Genomic DNA, 21,286 nt, shown 5'->3' with positions numbered 1-21,286 from the left:
CCTGCCAACTGCCGTAAGTGATTGAGCGGTTGACGTCAGGCACGGCGGGCCGCGACCCGCTCCGCCGTCGGCCAGCGCACGTCGGACACCCAGCCGAGGCGTTCGAGGAGACGGATCACGGCAGCCGACGGGTCGAGCTGGCCGCGGTCGACGCCGTGCCGGGCGCTGGTGGGGTCGGCGTGGTGGAGGTTGTGCCAGCTCTCGCCGAACGAGAGCAGGGCGAGAGGCCACAGGTTGGTGGCCCGGTCGTGGCGCCGGGTGCGGAAGGGGCGCTCACCGATCAGGTGGCAGAGGGAGTTCACGCTCCAGGTGACGTGGTGCAGCAGGGCGATGCGGACAAGTCCCGCCCACAGCAGGGCGGTCACGCCGTGCACCCAGGTACCGCCGATGAGCCAGCCCGCCGCGAAGGGCAGGGCGAGGGTGAGGACGCACAGCACCGGGAAGGCGCGGGCGACGGCGCGGATGTCGCGGTCGGCGAGGAGGTCGGGGGCGTAACGCTCGGGCGGAGTACGGTCGTTGCCGAACAGCCAACCGACGTGCGCGTGCAGCAACCCGCGCAACTGGCCGCGTAGATGTGTGCCGTAGCGGTAGGGGGAGTGCGGGTCCCCCGGCCGGTCGGTGAAGGCGTGGTGGCGGCGGTGGGTGGCGACCCAGCCGATGACATCGCCCTGGAAGCTCATCGAACCGGCCACCGCGAGCGCGATCCGCACAGGACGGACGGCCCGGTAGCCGCCGTGGGTGAGACCGCGGTGGAAGCCGACGGTGACGCCAAGACCTGTGATCGTGTAGAGGACCAGGGCGATCACGATGTCGGCGGGATGGATGAGACTCCCCCACAGCAGCCAGCCGGCGAGACCGATCGCCATGAACGGCAGGACAACGATCACCGCGGTCACCGTGACGTACAGGCGTTCACCGCCGCCGCGCGCGGGCGCCGGGCCCTCGGGCGGGAACGGGGACGTCCCGTCGTAGCCCTGGGGCGGCGGGGCGGGGTCCGACGGTGTGACCGTCGTGGACGTGGTCGGACTGAGTGGCATACGTGCTCCTCGGCCTGGATGCGGATGGCGCGGCCGGGGTCACGGGCTGCCCATGAGATGGGAGTCGCGAGGGCGGAGCCGGTTCGGACACCGGCATACGAAGAGTCCCCGCTACCTCCACCGTACTCCCGCACGCTCCGGGACGAAGCGGGCCGGATCGCGTGGCCACCGCGTTGACACGAACCGTTGCCGGACGTTGACTGGCAGCACGGTGCCGGGCCGTGCAACTCCGGAACACACGGCGAAGCATTTCCGCCTTCCCGCCTCGCCCAGACCCCGCGGGAACCCATCTATCGGACAGCAGCGAGGCCGCCATGACCGTTTCACGGAGCATGAGGAACAAGGCGCAGACGATGAAGGGCAGGATCGCGGAAGAACTCGGCCGAGTCACCCACGACAGGCGACTGCAGCGCCGAGGCAGGACCGACCGGATCTCCGGAAGCCTGAAGCAGGCCGCGGAGAAGGCCAGGGTCGCCTTCAGGCGGAACAGAAGCGGTCCCCGGTGATGTACGACCAGACACGCGCCCAGCAGCCCGTGGGCAAGACCCGGGTCCCCGCCGAGCGCCGTACCCCAGGCCCTGAGCCGCTGCTCCCGTCGGCCGAGCAGGACAAGATCGTCCAGCGCCTCCGGCACGCCCTCAACACCTTCGCCGACACCCCGCTCAAGGCCCTGGAAGAGGCCGAGAGCGCCTATGACGAAGCGACCGCCCAGCTCGTGAACGCCCTCGCGGAACGGCGGCGTCTCCTGCGCGCCGGCTGGCAGGACCGGGATCCCGGGACGCAGTCCGAGGAACTCCGGCTCGCGCTGAGGCAGTACCGGGAGATCACCCAGAGACTGCTCCACATCTAGGCGGCCGGCACTCCGCGTCGCGGCCGAGCGCGGAGTAGTGTCGACAGTACCGAGGGCATTTCGCACACCGGCTTCCACGCCGGGTCGTTCTCGGCGAGAGATGAAACCCGGGCCGCCGCAGAGGCGGCCCGGAGACGGGTCCGCATCATGTCGGCGACCTTGCTTCCACCCCTGTCGCATCCCGAGCCCGTCACAGCCCCGGCCGCGCGTCTGGCACTGAAGACCGACGGCGCCTCCCGTGGCCTCCTGGACGGAGCCTGGTGGCCCCGCTCCCGGGATCTGCTGAGCGAACTTCCGGCGCTCACCGCCGTGTTGGACCCCTTGTGGGGCCGCATCACCCGCATCGCCGTCAACCCGGAACACTGGCCGGTCATCCCGCGCAAGGTTCCCGTGGACGGTCACATCGTCAAGGTCGGCTGGTTCACCCCGGAGATCGACCCGCACAAGCTGCTGCTGCTCTCCTACGGCACCGGCCGCTGGGACCTGCTGATCATCCCACCCGAGACCGGGGCGGAGTCGGCGGCCCGGCTGATGGCTGCCGCGTCCGACTACGACGGCCCGCCGCTGACCGCGAGCGCACTCATCGCCGCGGACGAGGCATGGGAGTACGAGGGCGGCGCCTCCGCGGTGTCAGCTGCCGTTCCCCACCAGACCGGTCCGCCCGACCGGGCCAGCCGACTGATCATCGGTATGTGACGTGGCCGCCATGAACACCTTCCTGACGGCCGCCGCCTTCGTGGTCCTCATCGCAGCGGCGGCATACGTGATCCACCGGCTCAACATCCAGCACGCCGACAGAATCGCCGTGCACCAGTACAGCTCCCCCCTGCCCGGCCGCCGCGGCCTGGGCACGCCGCAGCCCCCGGTGGGGCCGGACCGGTCCGAGTCGCCGACCGCCGGCGAACGACGGGACCACCGCGACGGGGGCCGGGGCCGCTTCCCGCCGCGCCGCCGCCGTAGCCGTACCACTCATCACAGGTGACCAGCCAGCTTCCGTCAGCGGCCTCGCGGACGGACCATCGACTTCACTCGTACCCACGCGTGTGCACTCGGGCCATGGACCGCATGAGGAGCGGCCGGGCCCCATGAACCGAGGCATCCGAACCGAGGCGTCATGACTCTTCCGCAGCTGAACATCTACCGGCACGACCGGGGCAGGCGAGCACTGATCACCCTGGCCGGTGAGATCGACCCGGCCACCGCACCCCAGGTACACGCCGCGCTGGAGCGATGCCTGTATGACGGCATCACCACCATCGACGTGGATCTGACTACCGTCGGCCGCTGCGACAGCAGCGGTCTGCGCGTCTTCCTCGACGCGTCGCGGCACGCCGCCGGGACCCACGCGTCCCTGCGGCTGCACCACCCGTCCCCCCAGACCGCGCGGCTCCTCGCGGACACCGGCTCCGATCTTCTGCTCCTGTGACGGCTCCGGGAGAGATGAGGTGCACAGCGGCACGGAGAGCCATCTCTTCTGATCATGTGTGACATGCCGTTCTCTGGCGTAATGGGCTGTTCGGGGTGATCGGCCACGTCACTCTGTGCGGGTTGATCACGGTCGTGTCAGGAGCCCGTGTGTCGGTGCGGGGCGCTGGACTCGCGGTACGAGGTGAGCATGGACACGGCAGCCGAAGCTTTGACGACGCCGGTGCGGGAGTGCGGTTATGGCGGGAGGTGAGCGCCGACCCGACGAGGGCGTGCTGGACAGGTCGGAAGGGTTCGGTGAGCGGCTGCTGGGGGTGCTGCTGGACCGGGCGCACGAGATGCCGCCGCAGCTGATCGCCCCGCTCATCGCGGAAGAGGTGGCCAGGGTCGGTGGCCGCGACGTCTCGATCCTGCTGCAGGACTACGGCCAGCTGGTGTTGGTGCCGTTGCCGGGCCGGCGGCTGATGGTCGGCGAGCCCGAGCCGATCGATGACTCTCCCGCCGGCACGGCCTTTCTGCACGCGACCACGGTCGAGGTGCCGAGGACCGACGGCGTCCGGATGTACCTGCCGTTGCTGGACGGCAGCGACCAGGTGGGCGTGATGGCCCTCACCATGGACACCGTCGATGACGACGACCGGCGACTGCTGCGCAGACTCGCCGGCCTGGTCGCCGACATGCTGGTCACCAAGCACAGCTACACCGATCAGTTCTTCCGCGCCCGGCGCCGTGAACCGATGAGCGTGGCCGCGGAGATCCAGTGGTCCCTGCTGCCGCCGCTGGCGATGTCCGTCCCGCAGGTCGCGGTGGCCGGAATCCTGGAGCCCGCCTACGACGTCGCGGGCGACAGCTTCGACTACGCCCTCAACGAGGACATCCTGCACGTGGCCATGGTCGATGCGATGGGCCACGGCCTGGACGCCGCCACGATGGCGACCGTCGCCGTCGGGGCCTACCGGCACGCCAGACGTGCCGACATCGGCCTGTCCGAGATCTACGCGTTCATGGACCGGGCCATCGCCGAGCAGTTCGGGCCCGACCACTTCGTCACCGCCCAGATGATGCGTCTGAACATCGCGACGGGCCACCTGCAGTGGGTCAACGCGGGCCACCCCGCACCGCTGCTGATCCGCGACCACCAGGTCGTCCGGCAACTGGCAGGCCCTACCACCCTGCCCGTCGGCTTCGGCGGTGAAGAACCTCGGATCAGCGGGCAGATGCTCCAACGCGGCGACCGAGTGCTGTGCTTCACCGACGGCCTGATCGAGGAACACGAAGCCGGCGAAGAACAATTCGGCGAAGAACAACTCATCCACTGGGTCAACCGCATCGAACACACCGAGAAGGGAGTACGAGCGGTGGTGCGCTCACTCTCCCACGCCCTCAAACAGCAACGGGGCGGCCGCACCACCGACGACGCGACCCTGTTCCTGATCGAATGGCGCGGGGGCGCCGCCGAACACCTCGCCCTCCTGGAATGAGCCGACCACCGCACCACCGAAGACAGGGCCGACGCCACAGAGACCCGCTGCCTGCCCAACCCCGGTACGCACTCGCCCCTGGCCGTCCGCCGGTGCGCCCCTGACCACGGCCACACACGGAACTTTCTCCACCGCCCCGTCCCCGACGGTCGCACCGTCCATATCTTGAGATCGGGCTGCTTCGGACGGTCCGTCACACGACGCGAGGACTAAGCTGCCGGCTAGACGTCCCAGACCCCGGCGGCACGCTGTTACTGAACACGGATGGCTGCCTGGTACGGACTCCTCGTCTGCCACCCGGCGCATCCCTGGAGGGAACTGGGTAGGTCCTCTGTCCTGCCGCGCAGGCTGTCGGACCGGACGTTGCTCTGCCTCCGCCGAAAGTACGCCCCTGCCGGAGCGCGCCCAGGAGCCGGAACCCCGCCCACCGTGCCCGCTGCCGGATGATCTTCCGAACCGAGGCGTCATGCCCCTCTCACAGCTCACCGTCCACCGCCATGACCGAAGGACACGAGCGCTGATCACCCTGGCCGGTGAGATCGACCTCGAATCCGCGCCGTTGGTGCGCGCATCCCTGGAACGGTGCCTGCGGGACGGTATCCGCGCCATCGACGTCGACCTCACCGCCGTCACCTTCTGCGACTGCAGCGGACTCAACGCATTCCTCCACGCCGCGCAGCAGACCACCGTGGTCGGCGGGACCCTGCGACTGCACTACCCGCCGAAGACGCTGGCTCGGATTCTCGACCTCGCCGGCTGCGGATTCCTGCTCCTCGGCCCTCCGCTCGGCCACCTGCCACCTCCTCTCGGCGACACCCCGGCCGCGCCCCGTCCAGCCCCACCGCACCGGTCCGTCCCACTTGCGCCTGTTCTCCGGGGCGATGCGCGATGACGGCCGAAACCGAGCGGGGACAGTCACGGCAGCCTGAGGACGGCGAGCCCTCCGCCATGGTTCCGGCGCGGTTGCGTCGGCTGAACCGCTGGCTGGTGGAGGACCTGCGTGATGATCTGGCTGACCTGTATGCCGAGTCCCGTACAACGGCGCCGGGTGATGCGTACCGCAGTCCCAGCCGCCAGAACTTACTGAACCGTCTCACCGCGGACATGCGCCGACCGGGATTCGCCATGGTGATCGCCGAGACGGACAGCCTGATGGGATGCGCCTTCGGATTCCCGGTTCGCGGCGACGGCTCGTGGTGGCTCGGCTTCGACGGGGCATTGCCGCGCGGCATCGAGCAACTCACCGTGTCCGGCAACGTCTTCGCGTTCGCCGACATCCTGATCCGGCCGCACCCGCAGGACCGGGAACTCGCCCGTCGTGTGCAGGAGCGGCTACTGACCGACCATCAGGCAACGCTCGGCGCCACCCTGGTGGACCGGGCCGATCACCCAACCCTCGCTGTCCTCCGCTCCTGGGGGTGGCTGGACATCGGAGAGCTTCGCAGGCCACTGGGCGCCACCACGTTCCGCGCGCTGGTGCTTACCCTCGGGGAACGCACCACGGCGAGGCTGGAGGGCCTTGTCACGATGCCTGGAGGCGGTGGCCCGGGTGGGGCCTGACAGGCGGTCGGCCCGCATTCGGATGCTGGTGGCCGAGCAGGCGGTCCGACGAGGTGCCCGGGTGAGTGTGGTGGACGTGTGCACCGCGGCCGTGGCCGCGCTGCCGGTCGGCGGGGCCGGGCTGTCGGCGATGTCCAAGGCCGCGGCGAGCCATCCGTTGTGCAGCACCGACGACATCAGCGAGCAACTGGAGGAACTCCAGCTCACGCTGGGCGAGGGGCCCTGCGTGGACGCCTTTGTACGCGGCTCGGCCGTCCTGACACCCGATCTGCTCGCCACCGGACTTCAGGATCACTGGGCCGTGTTCGCCGACGCGGCCCTGGAAGCCGGAGCCCGCGCGGTGTTCTCGCTCCCCCTGCAGAAGGGGGCGATCAGCCCGGGGGTTCTGGACCTGTACGCCAACATCCCGACCGTACTGGACACGGAGGAACTGGCCGACGCCTGGGCGTTCGCCGATCTCGCGACGCTGCTCCTGCTCGACACGAGGATCGACGAGACGGGCACGCCGACCGGCGAGCTTCCGACGCCGGACCGCAGCTTGGAGAACCTGGGCGCATACCGAGCGGAGATCGACCAGGCCAGCGGGATGCTCACGGTTCAGCTCGGAGTCGGCATCGAAGAAGCCTTCGTCCGGCTCCGCGGCTACGCCTATGCGCAGGGACGCCGGCTCGCCGACGTGGCCGCCGACGTGGTGGCCCGACGGCTTCGTTTCTCCCGGGACGCGGAGCCGGATCAGGCCGAGGAGGAACCCTGACGCATCGGTCCCGGCCAAGGAATGTGCCCTACTTCCCGTCCCCTCGGGCAGGGACTAGTCTCAATCGAGGGTGCCCACGATGGATCAACAGCTTCTGGCCACGACCTTCGTCGAGCTGGCCGACAACCTGGTCGCCGACTTCGACCTCATCGATTTCCTGCGCCTGCTGACCGACCGCTGCGTCGGCATGCTCGACGTAAGCGCCGCCGGGGTACTGCTCGCCGACCGGGACGGCAAACTCCGCGTCATGGCCGCCTCCGACGAACAGGTGCGCCTGCTGGAGCTCTTCCAGCTGCAGAACGACGAGGGCCCCTGTCTCGAGTGCTTCCGCACCGGCGTACCGGTGATCGTCTCCGACCTCGGTACGGTGACCGCCCGCTGGCCGCGCTTCGCGGTGGCGGCCCAGCGCAGCGGGTTCGGGGCGGTCCAGGCCCTGCCGATGCGTCTGCGGGACGAGGTCGTCGGCGCCCTGAACCTCTTCCGCACCGCACCCGGACCTTTCGACCCGGCCGCCGCACCCGTCGCCCAGGCCCTGGCCGACGTCGCCACCATCAGCCTGCTGCAACAACGCACCGCTCAGCGCAGCACGGTGCTCAACGAACAACTCCAGACGGCGCTGAACAGCCGGGTACTGATCGAACAGGCCAAGGGGAAACTCGCCGAACGCCAGGGCATCGACATGGAGCAGGCGTTCACCGCGCTGCGCGGTTACGCCCGCTCCCACAACCGACGCCTGGCCGATGTGGCCCGCGCCCTCATCGACGGCTCGGAACCCCTCGCCGGTCTGGGGTCCTGACCCACGCCCTTGCCGGGGCCCGCTCCGGCGCCGCCCGTGCCCCCGAGCGTCGTCACACTGCCCTCCTGCGATCGTGGGCCATCACCTGGTCGCGCAGGAGCGCACAGGTGCGGATGATCAGCCGGGAGACGTGCATCTGCGAGAGACCGAGCTGCAGGGCGATGCGGTCCTGCGTCATCTCGCAGAAGAACCGCATGTAGAGGATCTGCCGTTCGCGTTCTGGCAGGGCCCTCAGCAGCGGGCGGAGCGCTTCACGGTTGACGAGCATGTCGAAGCCTGGCTCCGTGCCACCGAGCGTGTGGGGTCAGGGGGTGACTGCGCTCGGAGCGGCCGACTACGGCGTCCAAGGACAGGGAGGTGAAGCTCCGCAGCACCTCCTGGCCCAGCCGCACCTCCGCCTCGGTGAGGCCGGTGTGCACGGCGATGTCGTGGACGGAGGGTTCGCGGCCGTAGAGCGAAGCGCACTCACGGCCGGCGGAGCGGACCTGGATACTCAACTCCTGTACGCGTCGCGGTACGTGCACACCCCAGAGGTGGTCACGGAAGTGCCGTTTCACTTCGCCCAGGATCGTCGGTACGGCAAAGCTCGGGAAGGCGTTGCCAAGGCTCGGGTCGAAACGAGTCACCGCCTTGATCAGACCGAGTTGGGCGACCTGCTCGAGGTCTTCGAAGGACTCGCCTCGATGACGGAAGCGCTGGGCGAGCCGTACGGCCATCGGCGCCCAGGCGCACACCACCTCCTGCCGCAGCGCGGTCCTCTCATGGCCGTCCGGCAGGGCTGCGATACGGCGGAACGCGGCATCGGTGTCCGGGGCGTCGTCATAGGGGTGTGCGCCTCGTGGCCTCTGGGTGCGTGCGTACGGCATGGGCACGCGACTCCTCATCGGTGGCGTCGCTCACCGTGGGAGCCGTCGGACCGCAGCGCACTGGGGAGCGGCGACAGCTGCTCCCACGGGCGTGCCTCCGGTCTGAAGCACATCGGACGAGTTCCCGGGCAGCCCGCTTCAAGCAGGGCGTCAGGAACGGACGAGGAACCGCACGACCGGTGTTCGAGATCCACGGGGCGGGCTACACAACACAGGCGTCCTACGGCCGTACTGGGCGAAGGCAACGGAGAGTTGAGTTCTCCGCTCCCGGTGCAGTCCGCCGGCCGCGTGCGCCGTCATCTCGGGTCCGCCTCGTGGAGGCGCCTCAGTGCTCGGCGCAGCTCCCGCTGTATCGGTTCCGGGAGCGCCTCGTCCGTCATCGTGGCGACCAGGGCGGCGGCCACGTCCCGGAGCTTGGTGTTGCAGTGCTGCGACGACACGTCCACCAGCAAGTCCCAGGCCCTGTCGCTGGAACACGGGGCCAAGGCCATCACCATGCCGCGTGCCTGGTCGATCGCCGCACGGCTCGCCAGCACCCGGCCCAACTGCGCCTTCCTGGTGCGCAGTTCAACGCCGCTGTTCCTCACGAGGCGGGGTCACCTGGTTAATGGTCCGTACCTCACAGGGCAGTCATCCCGTCCACAGGTCGTCAGCGGCGCGCCAGTTGCCGTTCGCCGGCCGCACCAGGCTTGTAGGGCAGTCCGTAGTGCTTGAAAACCGCTTCCTCCGACTCGGCAGGCAGCACATCGTCGGTGCCGATCGAAGGGGCCTGTGCCGCCCCTGCCCCCGGCAGCGTCGCACCGCCGGCACGCTTCCCAGAGGGCGCACCCTGCGCATCGGTGCCGGAACCTGCCACGTCGCGAGCGAGGCCGTTCCCGTACGCGCCCCTCGTCACGCGATCCCGGTCGCACCCCGATGTGCCCTGGGCAGGCACCGATCTGCTGCCCGCCGTGTCGCACGCATCCCACACCAGGCGGTACACATGTACGCGCTGATCCTTCCCGCTTCAACTCCCTTCGTCCTGCTCGCCACCGTGATGGCCCTGTCCTGGTGGGAGGACCACATCCTGCCGGCGCCGCCGCCCGAGCCGGTCGAAGCCGCCGCCGAGGGGCCGTTCCGGAACTCGGCGAGCGCCTCAAGCAGCACGGCTCCCTGACGAACAGCCGCTGTCGCCCGCGTTCCGCGAGCGTTACATGACATAAAGGGTTGTCATCCAGGAGCAGTTCGTCGCATCACCGCGGCAGGCCGTCACCGGCGGCAGACGCACTGCTGGCGCGCCTGGCAAGAGGCCGCGGCTTGCCCGGCGGAGAGCCGTTCGAGGACCGGATCGCCGCCCTCTCCCTCCGCCACGCCGAGGAAAAGCGCACCCCGATGCGCCCCGGGCAGGCACCGGTCTGCTGCCCGCCGTGTCGCGTGCGGCGGCACGATTGCCGATGCTCCGAGCGGCAGCCCCACGATGACGAACCCGCGGCCCAGGCGAAATGGCCGGTCGCAGGGCCGCATCCCCCTGATGCGCGGTCTCCTCCGGAACGACCCGGATCTCCTCGGCAGACTCGCCGGTTCAACAGACACCGCCCGCGACGACCGGCACGCCACCATGACGCACCGCTACTTCGAACTGCTCACCGGGCACGGCCTGTTGCGCGACGACATGTCTCTCGACGAACTCGCTCACGCATACCAGGCCACCTTCGAGGGCTTCCTCCGCGCCGAGAACCCGGCATTCAGCCCCGACCAGCGTGCGGAGCTTCTCGCCCAGACCACCCGACGAGCCTTCGAGCATCAGCAGATGCCACCCGACAGCACCCTCCACACCATCGCCGCCGCGACTGCGGCCCTACTCGACGAGCTGATCGCCGCCGACCGTGCGGAGTACGGAATCCCCGCGCCCTGACGAGCCGTGCGGGGAGCCCACGCGGCCTGCAGCAGCCCGTACGACAGCCTGCCGGTCACCCGGCGGGGCCTGTACGACAGCAGTCCGATCGCGGTCCAGACGCTGAAGTTGAGCCGCTGCCTCGTCCCCCAGACGTGTCACCCCGGCCGGTACGGCACACCTCGGCGCTGGCCGGCAACGCGGTCGGACATACAGTCGGCGGTCCCGTCCTGGAGGCCGGGCCGCCGCGTCGGGAACAGTCGGTCCGGTCGGTGCGGTTGCATCGAGCGAGGGACCGGTGCCGACCGGAGCGCGATACGCCCACCGCACCCTCGGATCACGACCTATTTCCGCAGGAGGACTTCTTCATGACTGACCGGCCCCTGACCCTCATGGCAGTGCACGCCCACCCCGACGACGAGGCCACCGGAACCGGAGGGGTCCTCGCGCGGTATGCGGCGGAAGGCATTCGCACGGTGCTCGTGACCTGTACCGACGGCGGTTGCGGTGACGGGCCGGGGGGTGTCAAGCCGGGCGATCCCGGGCACGATCCGGCGGCGGTCGCGCTGATGCGTCGGCAGGAGCTCGAGGCGAGCTGTGAGGTGCTGAAGATCAGCGATCTGGAGATGCTGGACTACGCCGACTCCGGGATGATGGGCTGGCCGAGCAACGACGCCCCCGGATCCTTCTGGCAGACCCCCGTGCAGGAGGGCGCGGCCCGGCTCGCCGAACTCATGCGGCACTACCGACCCGATGTGGTCGTCACCTATGACGAGAACGGCTTCTACGGCCACCCCGACCACATCCAGGCCCACCGCATCACGATGGCGGCGCTGGAGATGACCGCGCTGACACCGAAGGTGTACTGGACCACGATGCCCCGCTCGATGATGGGGCGGTTCGGCGAGATCATGCGCGAGTTCGGTGAGGACATGCCGGAGCCGGATCCTGCCGAGGCCGCCGCGCTGGCCGAGATCGGCCTCCCCGACGACGAGATCACCACGTGGGTGGACACCACCGCGTTCAGCGGGCAGAAGTTCGACGCGCTGGCCGCGCACGCCAGTCAGGGCGAGAACATCTTCTTTCTCAAGATGGGCAAGGAGAGGTTCGGCGAGCTGATGGGTGTGGAGACCTTCGTACGTGTCCAGGACGCCACCGGCGCGGCCGTACCCGAGAAGGATCTCTTCGCCGGGCTGCGCTGATCGGCCCGCCCGGCCAATGCGTCGAGACGCCGGTCACAAGATTGCGCAAGCTTTAAACTGTCCGCGTGGAAGCGGTGGAAGCAGTGGAAGCAGCGCAGACAGTGGAGACGGCGGACGTGACCGGGTGGGAAGTCGCCGTTCTCGATGGTGGGCCGGCCGACGGGATGCGGGTCAAGGTCACCGACCGGCCTCGGGTGGTGCAGGTCACGTATCCCTGCCAGGCGGACGGGGCGGCGGCGGGCGTGCGGGTCGAGGGGGTCTATGTCTATCGGCTCGATCACGGGGTGACGGAGGAACCACTTCGGTACGGGTTCGACATCGCCTGCCCCTGACCCCGTCACCCCCCTACCCACTCAACCCCCTGATCCCCTGACCCCCTGCCCCGTCAGTTCTCAGGTTGCGCAACTGTCCCCGCCCCGCCCCGGCGCTCGTAGCGTTTCCTCGCCGCCGTCAGGGCCACCGCGTACAGGGCCAGTACGGCAGCCAGCAGTGCGTAGTACACGGCGGGCAGGGCGGTCAGGCCCAGGGCCGCGCCCGGCGGGGTCGCGGGCAGGAGCAGGGCGGTCGCGGTGAGGCCGGCGGCGGACCACGTCACCGGGCCCGGCCGCCCGCCGCGTCCGGCGGGGCCGACCGACAGCAGGATCATCACCAGCGCCTGCGTCAGCAGGTTCTCCGTGAACCAGCCCGAGTGGAACAGCGCCTCGTCGTCCCCGGGACCCCGTAGCGCGAACGCCAGGACGCCGAACGTCGCCAGGTCGGCCACGGCGTTCAGCGCGCCGAATCCGACGAGGAAGCGGAGGAGCTCCCGGGGGTCCAGGACGCGCGGCCGGCGCAGGGCCGACGGGTGGGGACGGTCGTACGCGAAGGCCAGTTGGGCCGCGTCGAAGCACAGGTTCTGCACCAGGACCTGGGCCGGGAGCATCGGCAGGAAGGGCAGGAGGAGGCCCGCGGAGAGCATCGCGATCACGTTGCCGAGGTTGGAGGAGAGCGTGATGCGCAGATACGTGGCGATGTTGCCGCCCGCGTGACGGCCCGCGGCGACCGCGTGGCCGATCGCGGTGAGGTCCTTCCCGGCGAGGACGACGTCGGCGTTCGCGCGGGTCACGCCGGCCGCGTCGCGCGGGGCGATGCCGACGTCGGCGGTGCGCAGGGCGGGCAGGTCGTTGACGCCGTCGCCGAGGAAGCCGACGGTGTGGCCGCCGGTCTGGAGGGCCCGGGTGATGCGGGTCTTGTGCTCGGGGGTGCAGTGGGCGAAGACGGTCGTACGGCGGGCCAGTTCGGTGAGCTCGGGGCCGGTGAGGGTGTCGAGGCGGTCCGCGGTGACCACGCCGGCGGGCTCCGGCACCAGGCCCAGCTCGCGGCAGGCGCGGACCGCGGTGCCGGGGTGGTCGCCGGTGAGGACCTTGACGGTGACTCCCCCGGCGGCGAGTGCGGCCAGTGCGTCCGCGGCGGTGGGGGCGAGGTCGTCCCGGAGGGTGACCAGGCCGCGGAACCTGAGATCGCGCTCCGCCCCACGGCTCCCGGCGGGGCGTTCGGCCGTGGCGAGGGCCAGTACCCGCAGACCGTCCGCCGCCTGCGCGTCGGCCAGGTCGCGGACGCGGGAGCGTTCGTCGTCGGGCAGGACGCAGCGTCGTAGTACGGCGTCCACGGCGCCCTTGGTGATCAGGGTGTGCGTGCCGAGCCGGCCGGGGGTGCGGACCGCGACGGTGGCCAGGCGGCGGGCCGGGTCGAAGGGGAGGGCCGTGATGCCGTCGTACGACGTCAAGGCGTCCTCGTCCGCCGCGGCGAGCAGTGCCTCGTCCAGGGCGTCGGGGGCCGGGAGCTCGGCGAGTTGCAGCGACCACCAGGCGGCCGCCGCCGCGAGGCGCAGTACCTCGGGGTCGTCGTGGCCCTCGGCGTCCAGTGCGCGGTGGACGACCGGGCGGTCCTGGGTGAGGGTGCCGGTCTTGTCCACGCACAGGACGTCCATGGCGCCGAGGTCGTGCAGGGCGGGGAGCCTTCTGACGATGACGCCGTGGGTGCGGGCGAGGAGGGCGGCGCCGCGGGCCAGGCAGGCGGTGACGAGGACCGGCAGCATCTCCGGGGTCAGACCGACCGCCACCGCGACGGCGAAGGGGAGGGTCTCCAGGCCACGGCCGCGCAGGGCGGCGTTGGCCATGAGCACCAGGGGCGGGGTCAGCAGGGCGAAGCGGATCAGGATCCAGGAGACGCCCTGGACGGAGCGTTCGAAGGTGGTCGCCGGGGGTTTGCCGGTACGGCGGTGAGCTGCGGCGACACGGGTGTGGCCGCCGGTCCCGGTGACCACGGCGGTGGCGCTGCCGGAGGCGACGCTGCTGCCCAGGAAGCAGAGCCGGGGGTTCTGGAGGACACCCGTGCCGGCGTCCCTGTCGTCGGACACGGACTTCTCCACCGGCGCCGACTCCCCGGTGAGCGCGCCCTGGTGGACCGTCAGGCCGGTCGAGCGCAGCAGCCGTACGTCCGCGGGGACCAGGTCGCCCGGGCCCAGTCGTACGACGTCGCCGGGGACGAGTTCCTCGACGGGGATCTCCCGGGTGGCGGGTGCCTCGTCCTCGTGGGTCCGGCGCTGGACCGTGACCGTGGTGGCCACCAGGCGGCGCAGTCCTGCCGTGGAGCGGTCGGCGCGGTGTTCGCCGGAGGCGCGCAGGAGGCAGCTCACGACGACCAGGAGGAGGATCACCGAGGCGGTGCCCCAGGCGAGGACCGCCGCCGACACCAGGCCCAGACAGAGCAGCACCGCGGTGAACGGATCACGCAGGCTGCGGGCGAACAGCCGCGGCCAGGAGGGGTCGCGGTCGTCCGGGACGACGTTCTCCCCGAACCGCTCCAGCCGCTCCTCGGCCTGCGCCTCGGTCAGCCCGCGCGGGCCGCTGTCGAGCCGGCGGAAGACCTCTAGGAGGGTCGGGGTGGGGGTGCCGGCGGAGCGGTTGGGGGCGGAAGCGGAGGGGTCGGGGGCGGAAAGGGTGGCCGGGATGGTCTCTGGGGTGCCCGCCTCCGGTTCCTCAGACACCGGCCTCGCGCAGTCGGGCCGTCGGTGTGGAGGTGGAGAAGGCGGAGCTCTCGCGGGCCGTCAGTTGGCCGACCATGACCCGGACCACCGTCACGATGTCGGGGTCGTCGACGTAGTAGACCTGCCTGCGACCCTCGCGGCGGGCCCGGACCAGCCCGGCGAGCTTCAGTTTCGCCAGGTGCTGGCTGACCGCGGGCAGCGCCCCGCCGACCCGGTCGGCGAGGTGGGTGACATCGCTCTCGCCCTGGGACAGCGCCCACATGATGTGCAGCCGGGCGGAGGAGGCGAGCAGTCCGAACGCGGCGGCCGCCTCGGCGAGCACCTCCGCCGACGGGTCCTGCAAAGCGCCGACGACCTTCGCCACAGCCCTCTCCGTCCTCCGCCGCGTATGTCCGGCCCAGTGTAGGGGCGGGACGGTGATCGTCCCGCTTCGTCCGGTACCGGTCCCTCCCCTCGTGGGGACCGGTACCGGAGGAAGCGGGTGGCCGTGGGCGGAATGCGACCGGGGTACGGCGCGCTGGTGGGAGCGTGGGGCGCCGGGCCGGTGGGCTGTCAGGGCGTCGTCCGATGACTGCGCCGCAGGGTCGTGATCCTGCCAGCCGAGGGGCCGACAGAGGAGGTTCCGGTGCTGGAGGAAGTGCGTTACCGCAGGTCAGCCATATAAAGTGAGTTTTCCGGTCCGGATTCACCGCGAGGGAAGTAAGGGGTGGAACCTTGAGTTCCGACTCAGGGGCACGCACGGCCTTCGCGGAGCGTCTCGCGCTGTTGTACAAGGAGGCGGGAAACCCGCCCCTGAAGCGCGTGTCCGAGGGCGTCGGCCGACTCCAGCGTGTCGACGAGCGGGGGCGGCCCGTCCGGGTGTCCGCGCAGCGGATCAGCGACTGGCGGCGGGCCCGGAACGTACCCGCTCAGTTCACCGCGCTCGCGGCCGTCCTGCACATCCTCATTCCCGAGGCCCGGCGGATCAGTCCCACCCCCGTCTCGGCCGGACTGTACGACCTCGGCCAGTGGCAGCGGCTGTGGGAGCGCGCGGTGGCACCGGAAGAGGACGAGGGGCCCCAGCCGGAGACCCCCGCCGGGGTCTGCCCGTACCGCGGTCTGGCCTCCTACCGGCAGGAGGACGCCCGCTGGTTCTTCGGCCGGGAGCGGAGCACGGAGGCGCTCGTCAAGCTGCTGCGCTCGACGGCCGACTCCGGCACCGGCGGTCTGGTGATGCTCGTGGGCGCCTCGGGCGCGGGCAAGTCCTCGCTGCTCAACGCGGGTCTGGTGACCGCGCTGGAGGGGGGCGCACTGGACGGTGACGGCGAGACCGGCGGCCGTACGATCCTCCAGCTCGTGCCGGGCGCCGATCCGCTCGCGGAACTGACGGGTCGCATACCCGAGCTGGAGACCGTGGTTTCCGGCACTGAAACCGACCAAACCGACGAAACCGACCATCCTCCTCCGGAGTTCGCGTCCGCCGTGCGGGCAGCGGTCGCCTCGTGGGCTCAGCGCGAGGCCGCCGCCCGGCCGGTGGTGATCGTGGACCAATTCGAGGAGGCGTTCACGCTCTGCTCGGACGAGACGGCCCGGCACACCTTCGTACGGCTGCTGCACGCCGCCTGTACGCCCGCCGGACCGGACGAGAGCGCCCCCGCCCTCGTCATTCTCGGCGTCCGCGCCGACTTCTACGAGCGCTGCCTCGGCCACCCCGAGCTGGCCGACGCGCTCCAGCACCGGCACATGGTGCTCGGGCCGCTGACCAGCGCGGAGCTGCGCGAGGCCGTGACCGGTCCGGCCCGGGCCGTGGGACTGGAGCTGGACCCGGGGCTCGCGGAGCTGATCGTGCGCGAGGTGAGCGCCGACGGCCCGCGCGGGGCCCATGACGCGGGCGTGCTGCCGCTGCTCTCGCACGCCCTGCTCGCGACCTGGCAGCGCCGCAAGGCGGGCCGGCTGACGCTGGCCGGCTATCGCGCGGCCGGCGGTATCCAGGGCGCGGTGGCGGCGACCGCCGAGCGGGCCTGGTCGGGTCTGGACCCGGCGGCGCGTACGGCGGCCCGGCTGCTGCTGCTCCGCCTGGTGCGCCTCGGCGAGGACACCCAGGCCACCCGCAGGCGCGGCACCCGGCGTCAGCTGGCCGCCGAGGCGGCGGACCCCGGCAAGACGCAGGAGTCCCTGGAGGCGCTGGTGCGGGCCCGGCTTGTGACCCTGGACGCGGAGACCGTGGAGATCACCCACGAGGCGCTCCTCACCGCGTGGCCGCGGCTGCGCGAGTGGATCGACGAGGACCGCGGCGACCATCTGCTGCGCCAGCGCATCGAGGAGGACGGCCGGTCCTGGGAGGGCGCCAACCGCGACTCCTCGCTGCTGTACCGGGGCTCGCGACTCGAACAGGCACGCACCTGGGCGAAGTCCGCCGGGGACACCTATCTGACCCGCAGCGCGGTGGAGTTCCTGGCCGCCTCGGTCCGGCTGCGCCGGCGTACCGTCCTGATCGCCCGGGGCGCGGTGGCCACCCTGGTCGTCCTCGCGATGGTGGCCGTCGGTTCGGCGGTGGTCGCCTGGCAGCAGCGCAACGACGCCGTGTTCGAGCAGGTCGTCGCGGAGGCCGACCGCGTCCAGTCCACGGACCCCTCGCTGTCCGCCCGGATCGACCTGGTGGCGCACGGCCTCAGGCCCGACGACGAGGGCACCAACACCCGGCTGATCTCCATCGTCAACGCACCCCTGGCCACCCCCCTCACCGGCCATACCGGTGCCGTCTACCTCACCTCGTTCAGCCCGGACGGCAGGCTCCTCGCCACCGCCGGCTACGACCGGACCGTCCGCCTGTGGGACGTCGGCGACCGCAGTCACCCCAAGGCGCTGGGCCAACCGCTCACCGGCGGCACGAGCTGGGTGAGCAGCGCGGTCTTCAGCCCCGACGGCAGGACCCTGGCCAGTGCCGGGGACGACGGCGGGATCCGGCTGTGGGACATCCGGGACCCGCGTCACCCGAAGCCCCTCGGCGCTCCCCTGACCGGGCATCGCGGCACGATCTACCTGATCGCCTTCAGCCCGGACGGGCGCACGCTGGCCTCCGCCGGTGAGGACAGGACCGTACGGCTGTGGAACATGCGTGACCGGGAACAGCCTCCGACCGAGCTCACCGGTGCCGGGGCCGCCGTGCGGTCCGTGGCGTGGAGCCCCGACGGACACACGCTGGCCGCCGGTGGTGACGACGACACGATCTTGCTGTGGAACGTCACCGACCCGCGTCGTCCGAAGCCGTACGGGACACCGCTGAGCGGCCACACCGCCCTGGTGCACTCCGTCGCCTTCAGCCCGGACGGCCGGACCCTGGCCAGTGGCAGCGCCGACGACACCGTCCGGCTGTGGGACGTGGCCGACCCCGGGCGGCCGAGCGCGATCGGCTCGGCCCTCACCGGTCACACCGGACCCATCTGGTCCGTGGCCTTCAACTCCGCCGGGACCATGCTCGCCGCCGCCAGCGCGGACAGCACGGCGAGCCTGTGGAACGTGACCGACCCGGCGTACCCCTCGCAGATCGGCGAGCCCCTCGCCGGCAGCAGCGGTGAGATGTACGCGCTGGGCTTCAGCCCCGACGGCCGGACCCTCGTCACCGGCAGTGGCGACAGCAAGGTGCGTCTGTGGTCGATCCCGGCGGGGGACCTGGTGGGCAGGAGCGGGGCGTTCCGGCGGGACGGCGAGGTGCTCGCCACGGCCGGGCGGGACGGGCGGATCCGGATGTGGAACGTGACGGACCCGGCCGGGCCCGTGGCCCTGGGCGAGCCGTTCACACCCGTGGTGCGCGACCCCGACTCCCAGGTGCTGTTCTCCCCCGACGGCCGCACCCTCGCGGTGCTCACCACCGGCCGGGTCCAGCTGTGGAACGTCACCGATCCGGCCCACCCCGTCCCCTACGGTCCGGCGCTCGTCCTGCGCTCCCGGTTCATGGGTCCGGCCGCACTGGCGTTCAGCCCGGACGGACGCACCCTGGCCACCGCCTACGACGGCCGCAGACTCCAGCTGTGGGACGTCACCGACCCGGCCCACCCGGTCTCCCACGGGCCGATCGCCGGCCACAAGGGGTACATCGACGGCCTTGCCTTCAGCCCGGACGGCCGGACCCTGGCCAGTGGCAGCGCGGACGGCACGATCCGGCTGTGGAGGGTGACGGACCCGGCCCGTCCGACCCCGCTCGGCAAGCCGCTCACCGGCCACACCGGCCCCGTCAACGTGGTGGTCTTCAGCCCGGACGGGCACACCCTGGCCAGCGGCGGCAACGACGACACGGTCCGGCTGTGGAACGTGGCCGACCCCGCGCACGCCGAGCGGACGGGCACCGCGCTCACCGGGCACACCGAGGCGGTCGTGTCGCTGACGTACAGCCGTGACGGTTCCACGCTGGCCAGCGGCGGCAACGACAACACGGTCCGGCTCTGGGACGTGGCCGACCCGGCCGCGGCCGGCCCCATCGGGCAGTCGATGAGCCCCAGCGCCAAGACCGGCAGCTTCCTCTCCTTCAGCCCCGACAGCCGCATGCTCGGGGTCTCCAGCGGCGCGGACACCGTCCGGCTGTGGGACCTGGACGTCGACGACGCGATCAGGCGTGTCTGCGCCACGACTGCGAACGTGCTGACCCGCCAGGCCTGGGAGGAGTACCTGCCGCGGCTCTCGTACGATCCGCCGTGCGACTGAAGCGCATCACGTGATCCCGATCACAACTCCTCACCACAGCCGAGCCGTCCGCTCCCGCTGTTCCTGCGGCCTTGTTAGTGTTGGCCATAGCCCGACCGCTGGTGCATCCCCCGTCGCCAGCGGTCGGGTCTTTTCGTGCACGGCTCCCGCGAGGTGCACCCACGGGCCGGGCGTCACCCGAACCATCGCGCTCGCGCACCCGACGGGGCCGTACGTGAAGGTCCTGGACGCCGACGACCTGCTCACCCCGGGTGCGGTCGCCCGGGGCCTGACCGTGCTGGGGGCCGGTCCCGCGCTCGGCCGGGCGCCTTCCCGCGCCTTGGGGCTCCCCCGCGGCCCGGACGAGGGCCTCCTGGCACCCGGCGCGCTGTTCGCCCTCGGCGGCTGGATGGCCCTGCCCGCCGCCAAGGACACCGGCCTGCTGCCGGCCGTGACTGAAGCGCGAGCGCCGGACGCCCTCGGCCGGAGCCGCTGACAGGGCTGTCGGGCTACCGGTCGAAGTCGAGGTCCAGCATCCGGATCGCGTTCCCCCGCAGCAGCTTGTAGGTCACGTCCTCAGACAGGCCGGCCACGTGCTCCTCGGCGACCTTCTTGGTGTGCGGCCAGGTCGAGTCGACGTGCGGATAGTCGGTCTCGAAGGTGGCGTTGTCGACGCCGACGGTCTCAATGGCCTCGATGCCGTGCTTGTCCCGGAAGAAGCAGCAGAAGATCTGCCGGTAGTAGTACGTCGACGGCGGCTCCGGGATCAGGTCCTTGACCCCGCCCCAGGCCCGGTGCTCCTCCCAGACGTCGTCGGCGCGTTCGAGGGCGTACGGGATCCAGCCCATCTGGCCCTCGCTGTACGCCAGTTTGAGCCGCGGGAACTTCACCAGGACCCCGGAGAACAGGAAGTCCATCATCGAGGCCATGGCGTTGTTGAAGGACAGGGAGGCCTGCACGGCGGGCGGGGCGTCGGGGGACGCGGCCGGCATCTGCGAGCTGCTGCCGATGTGCATGTTGACGACCGTCCCGGTCTCCTCGCACGCGGCGAAGAACGGGTCCCAGTAGCCGGAGTGGATCGACGGCAGCCCCAGATGGGTCGGGATCTCGCTGAAGGTGACGGCCCGTACGCCCCGCTCGGCGTTGCGCCGGATCTCCTGAACCGCCAGCTCGACGTCCCACAGCGGGATCAGGCACAGCGGGATCAGCCGGCCCCCGCTGTCCCCGCACCACTCCTCGACCATCCAGTCGTTGTAGGCGCGCACACAGGCGAGCCCGACCTCCTTGTCCTTGGCCTCGGCGAAGGTCTGCCCGCAGAAGCGGGGGAAGGTGGGAAAGCACAGGGAGGCCTCGACATGGTTCATCTCCATGTCCTCCACCCGGGCCTTCGGGTCCCAGCAGCCGCGCCGCATCTGCTCACGGGTGATCCCGTCAAGGGTCATCTCGTCCCGTGAGAAACCGACGGCCGCGATGATCCGCTTGTACGGGAACAGGTCGCCCTCGTACTCCCACCAGTCCGTGAGCTGCCCTTCCGGATCGGTGGTGAAGCGGTACTTCCCCCCGACGTACGCGAGGTCCCCGATGCCGGCGGTGAGCGGCTTCGGCCCCCGGTCCCGGTACTTGGCGGGAAGCCAGGTCTCGAAGAGGTGCGCGGGCTCGATCACGTGATCGTCCACGCTGATGACTTTGGGGATGTCCCGGGTGCCCGGTCCGGTTCCGCTCTCGGTGGTGACGGCCATTGCCTGCCCCCTAGCC

19 protein-coding genes and 3 pseudogenes are annotated in these 21,286 nt (G+C 71.0%); 15 read left to right on the top strand and 7 right to left on the bottom strand.

Annotated features, from left to right (window positions below; translation table 11 throughout):
- Window positions 1-35: 35 nt before the first annotated feature.
- Window positions 36-1,037: an acyl-CoA desaturase gene (locus AB0D34_RS30850; protein ID WP_362667272.1), complete on the bottom strand. Its 1,002-nt coding sequence runs from the start codon at window positions 1,035-1,037 to the stop codon at window positions 36-38.
- A gap of 502 nt (window positions 1,038-1,539) precedes the next feature.
- Here AB0D34_RS30850 and AB0D34_RS30845 point away from each other — a divergent pair.
- The 9 genes from AB0D34_RS30845 to AB0D34_RS30805 all read left to right on the top strand — a co-directional run bounded on the left by AB0D34_RS30845 (window position 1,540) and on the right by AB0D34_RS30805 (window position 7,903).
- Window positions 1,540-1,887, top strand: a complete 348-nt coding sequence (locus AB0D34_RS30845; RefSeq protein ID WP_362667270.1) for a hypothetical protein — start codon at window positions 1,540-1,542, stop codon at window positions 1,885-1,887.
- A 147-nt stretch (window positions 1,888-2,034) separates the two neighbouring features.
- A complete protein-coding gene (locus AB0D34_RS30840; RefSeq protein ID WP_362667267.1) occupies window positions 2,035-2,583 on the top strand; it encodes a DUF5994 family protein in 549 nt (182 codons plus the stop codon).
- A gap of 10 nt (window positions 2,584-2,593) precedes the next feature.
- Window positions 2,594-2,869, top strand: coding sequence for a hypothetical protein (locus tag AB0D34_RS30835; protein ID WP_362667264.1), 276 nt, complete (start codon window positions 2,594-2,596; stop codon window positions 2,867-2,869).
- Between the two features lie 132 nt (window positions 2,870-3,001).
- Window positions 3,002-3,313 carry an STAS domain-containing protein gene (locus tag AB0D34_RS30830; RefSeq protein ID WP_362667262.1) on the top strand — a complete coding sequence of 104 codons (312 nt, stop codon included), beginning with the start codon at window positions 3,002-3,004 and terminating at the stop codon, window positions 3,311-3,313.
- Between the two features lie 238 nt (window positions 3,314-3,551).
- Window positions 3,552-4,793 carry a PP2C family protein-serine/threonine phosphatase gene (locus AB0D34_RS30825; RefSeq protein ID WP_362667260.1) on the top strand — a complete coding sequence of 414 codons (1,242 nt, stop codon included), beginning with the start codon at window positions 3,552-3,554 and terminating at the stop codon, window positions 4,791-4,793.
- 466 nt (window positions 4,794-5,259) lie between these two features.
- Window positions 5,260-5,685 carry an STAS domain-containing protein gene (locus AB0D34_RS30820; RefSeq protein ID WP_362667258.1) on the top strand — a complete coding sequence of 142 codons (426 nt, stop codon included), beginning with the start codon at window positions 5,260-5,262 and terminating at the stop codon, window positions 5,683-5,685.
- Entirely contained in the window at window positions 5,682-6,353 is a 672-nt protein-coding gene (locus AB0D34_RS30815; RefSeq protein ID WP_362667256.1) for a hypothetical protein, read from the top strand. The genes AB0D34_RS30820 and AB0D34_RS30815 overlap by 4 nt, the downstream gene beginning before the upstream one ends.
- A gap of 61 nt (window positions 6,354-6,414) precedes the next feature.
- Window positions 6,415-7,107, top strand: coding sequence for a GAF and ANTAR domain-containing protein (locus tag AB0D34_RS30810; protein WP_362667255.1), 693 nt, complete (start codon window positions 6,415-6,417; stop codon window positions 7,105-7,107).
- A 79-nt stretch (window positions 7,108-7,186) separates the two neighbouring features.
- Entirely contained in the window at window positions 7,187-7,903 is a 717-nt protein-coding gene (locus tag AB0D34_RS30805; RefSeq protein WP_362667253.1) for a GAF and ANTAR domain-containing protein, read from the top strand.
- 52 nt (window positions 7,904-7,955) lie between these two features.
- On the opposite strand, the pseudogene AB0D34_RS30800 reads toward AB0D34_RS30805, so the two are convergent.
- The 3 genes and pseudogenes from AB0D34_RS30800 to AB0D34_RS30790 all read right to left on the bottom strand — a co-directional run.
- Window positions 7,956-8,769, bottom strand: a pseudogene (locus AB0D34_RS30800) (SigB/SigF/SigG family RNA polymerase sigma factor).
- A gap of 296 nt (window positions 8,770-9,065) precedes the next feature.
- On the bottom strand, window positions 9,066-9,356 hold the full coding sequence (locus AB0D34_RS30795; protein WP_362667251.1) for an ANTAR domain-containing protein: 291 nt from the start codon (window positions 9,354-9,356) through the stop codon (window positions 9,066-9,068).
- Between the two features lie 62 nt (window positions 9,357-9,418).
- Window positions 9,419-9,541: pseudogene (locus AB0D34_RS30790) on the bottom strand (PRC-barrel domain containing protein); the annotation flags it as partial.
- A gap of 210 nt (window positions 9,542-9,751) precedes the next feature.
- On the opposite strand from AB0D34_RS30790, the gene AB0D34_RS30785 reads away from it, so the two are divergent.
- The 4 genes from AB0D34_RS30785 to AB0D34_RS30770 all read left to right on the top strand — a co-directional run bounded on the left by AB0D34_RS30785 (window position 9,752) and on the right by AB0D34_RS30770 (window position 12,176).
- Window positions 9,752-9,925: a hypothetical protein gene (locus tag AB0D34_RS30785; RefSeq protein ID WP_362667248.1), complete on the top strand. Its 174-nt coding sequence runs from the start codon at window positions 9,752-9,754 to the stop codon at window positions 9,923-9,925.
- Between the two features lie 354 nt (window positions 9,926-10,279).
- Window positions 10,280-10,663 (top strand): hypothetical protein, encoded by a 384-nt coding sequence (locus AB0D34_RS30780; protein ID WP_362667246.1) that lies wholly within the window; start codon window positions 10,280-10,282, stop codon window positions 10,661-10,663.
- 347 nt (window positions 10,664-11,010) lie between these two features.
- Window positions 11,011-11,844 (top strand): PIG-L family deacetylase, encoded by an 834-nt coding sequence (locus AB0D34_RS30775; RefSeq protein WP_362667243.1) that lies wholly within the window; start codon window positions 11,011-11,013, stop codon window positions 11,842-11,844.
- 101 nt (window positions 11,845-11,945) lie between these two features.
- Complete coding sequence (locus AB0D34_RS30770) at window positions 11,946-12,176, top strand: hypothetical protein (RefSeq protein WP_362667391.1); 231 nt, start codon at window positions 11,946-11,948, stop codon at window positions 12,174-12,176.
- A gap of 53 nt (window positions 12,177-12,229) precedes the next feature.
- On the opposite strand, the gene mgtA is transcribed toward AB0D34_RS30770, so the two are convergent.
- Entirely contained in the window at window positions 12,230-14,836 is a 2,607-nt protein-coding gene (gene mgtA / locus AB0D34_RS30765; RefSeq protein WP_362667389.1) for a magnesium-translocating P-type ATPase, read from the bottom strand.
- A gap of 28 nt (window positions 14,837-14,864) precedes the next feature.
- Window positions 14,865-15,236, bottom strand: coding sequence for a metalloregulator ArsR/SmtB family transcription factor (locus AB0D34_RS30760; RefSeq protein WP_362667241.1), 372 nt, complete (start codon window positions 15,234-15,236; stop codon window positions 14,865-14,867).
- A gap of 350 nt (window positions 15,237-15,586) precedes the next feature.
- On the opposite strand from AB0D34_RS30760, the gene AB0D34_RS30755 reads away from it, so the two are divergent.
- Together AB0D34_RS30755 and AB0D34_RS30750 are read left to right on the top strand one after the other, a co-directional pair.
- Entirely contained in the window at window positions 15,587-19,552 is a 3,966-nt protein-coding gene (locus AB0D34_RS30755) for an AAA family ATPase (RefSeq protein WP_362667238.1), read from the top strand.
- A 163-nt stretch (window positions 19,553-19,715) separates the two neighbouring features.
- Window positions 19,716-19,985, top strand: a pseudogene (locus AB0D34_RS30750) (glycosyltransferase family A protein); the annotation flags it as partial.
- Window positions 19,986-20,040: 55 nt separating this feature from the next.
- Here the strand turns inward: AB0D34_RS30750 and AB0D34_RS30745 are convergent.
- Window positions 20,041-21,270, bottom strand: a complete 1,230-nt coding sequence (locus tag AB0D34_RS30745) for an amidohydrolase family protein (RefSeq protein WP_362667235.1) — start codon at window positions 21,268-21,270, stop codon at window positions 20,041-20,043.
- Window positions 21,271-21,286 lie beyond the last annotated feature (16 nt).

It is taken from the genome of Streptomyces sp. NPDC048420 (assembly GCF_040651535.1).
Taxonomy (GTDB): domain Bacteria; phylum Actinomycetota; class Actinomycetes; order Streptomycetales; family Streptomycetaceae; genus Streptomyces.
Note: the sequence above shows the minus strand (reverse complement) of the source record. Positions and strands in the feature narration are given on the sequence as shown.

Coding starts and splice junctions, on each gene's coding strand:
- AB0D34_RS30825 (WP_362667260.1), top strand. CDS start 3,552: ATGGCGGGAGGTGAGCGCCGACCCGACGAGGGCGTGCTGGACAGGTCG.
- AB0D34_RS30805 (WP_362667253.1), top strand. CDS start 7,187: ATGGATCAACAGCTTCTGGCCACGACCTTCGTCGAGCTGGCCGACAAC.
- AB0D34_RS30780 (WP_362667246.1), top strand. CDS start 10,280: ATGCGCGGTCTCCTCCGGAACGACCCGGATCTCCTCGGCAGACTCGCC.
- AB0D34_RS30745 (WP_362667235.1), bottom strand. CDS start 21,270: ATGGCCGTCACCACCGAGAGCGGAACCGGACCGGGCACCCGGGACATC.
- AB0D34_RS30850 (WP_362667272.1), bottom strand. CDS start 1,037: ATGCCACTCAGTCCGACCACGTCCACGACGGTCACACCGTCGGACCCC.
- AB0D34_RS30830 (WP_362667262.1), top strand. CDS start 3,002: ATGACTCTTCCGCAGCTGAACATCTACCGGCACGACCGGGGCAGGCGA.
- AB0D34_RS30835 (WP_362667264.1), top strand. CDS start 2,594: ATGAACACCTTCCTGACGGCCGCCGCCTTCGTGGTCCTCATCGCAGCG.
- AB0D34_RS30785 (WP_362667248.1), top strand. CDS start 9,752: ATGTACGCGCTGATCCTTCCCGCTTCAACTCCCTTCGTCCTGCTCGCC.
- AB0D34_RS30840 (WP_362667267.1), top strand. CDS start 2,035: ATGTCGGCGACCTTGCTTCCACCCCTGTCGCATCCCGAGCCCGTCACA.
- AB0D34_RS30775 (WP_362667243.1), top strand. CDS start 11,011: ATGACTGACCGGCCCCTGACCCTCATGGCAGTGCACGCCCACCCCGAC.
- AB0D34_RS30815 (WP_362667256.1), top strand. CDS start 5,682: ATGACGGCCGAAACCGAGCGGGGACAGTCACGGCAGCCTGAGGACGGC.
- AB0D34_RS30820 (WP_362667258.1), top strand. CDS start 5,260: ATGCCCCTCTCACAGCTCACCGTCCACCGCCATGACCGAAGGACACGA.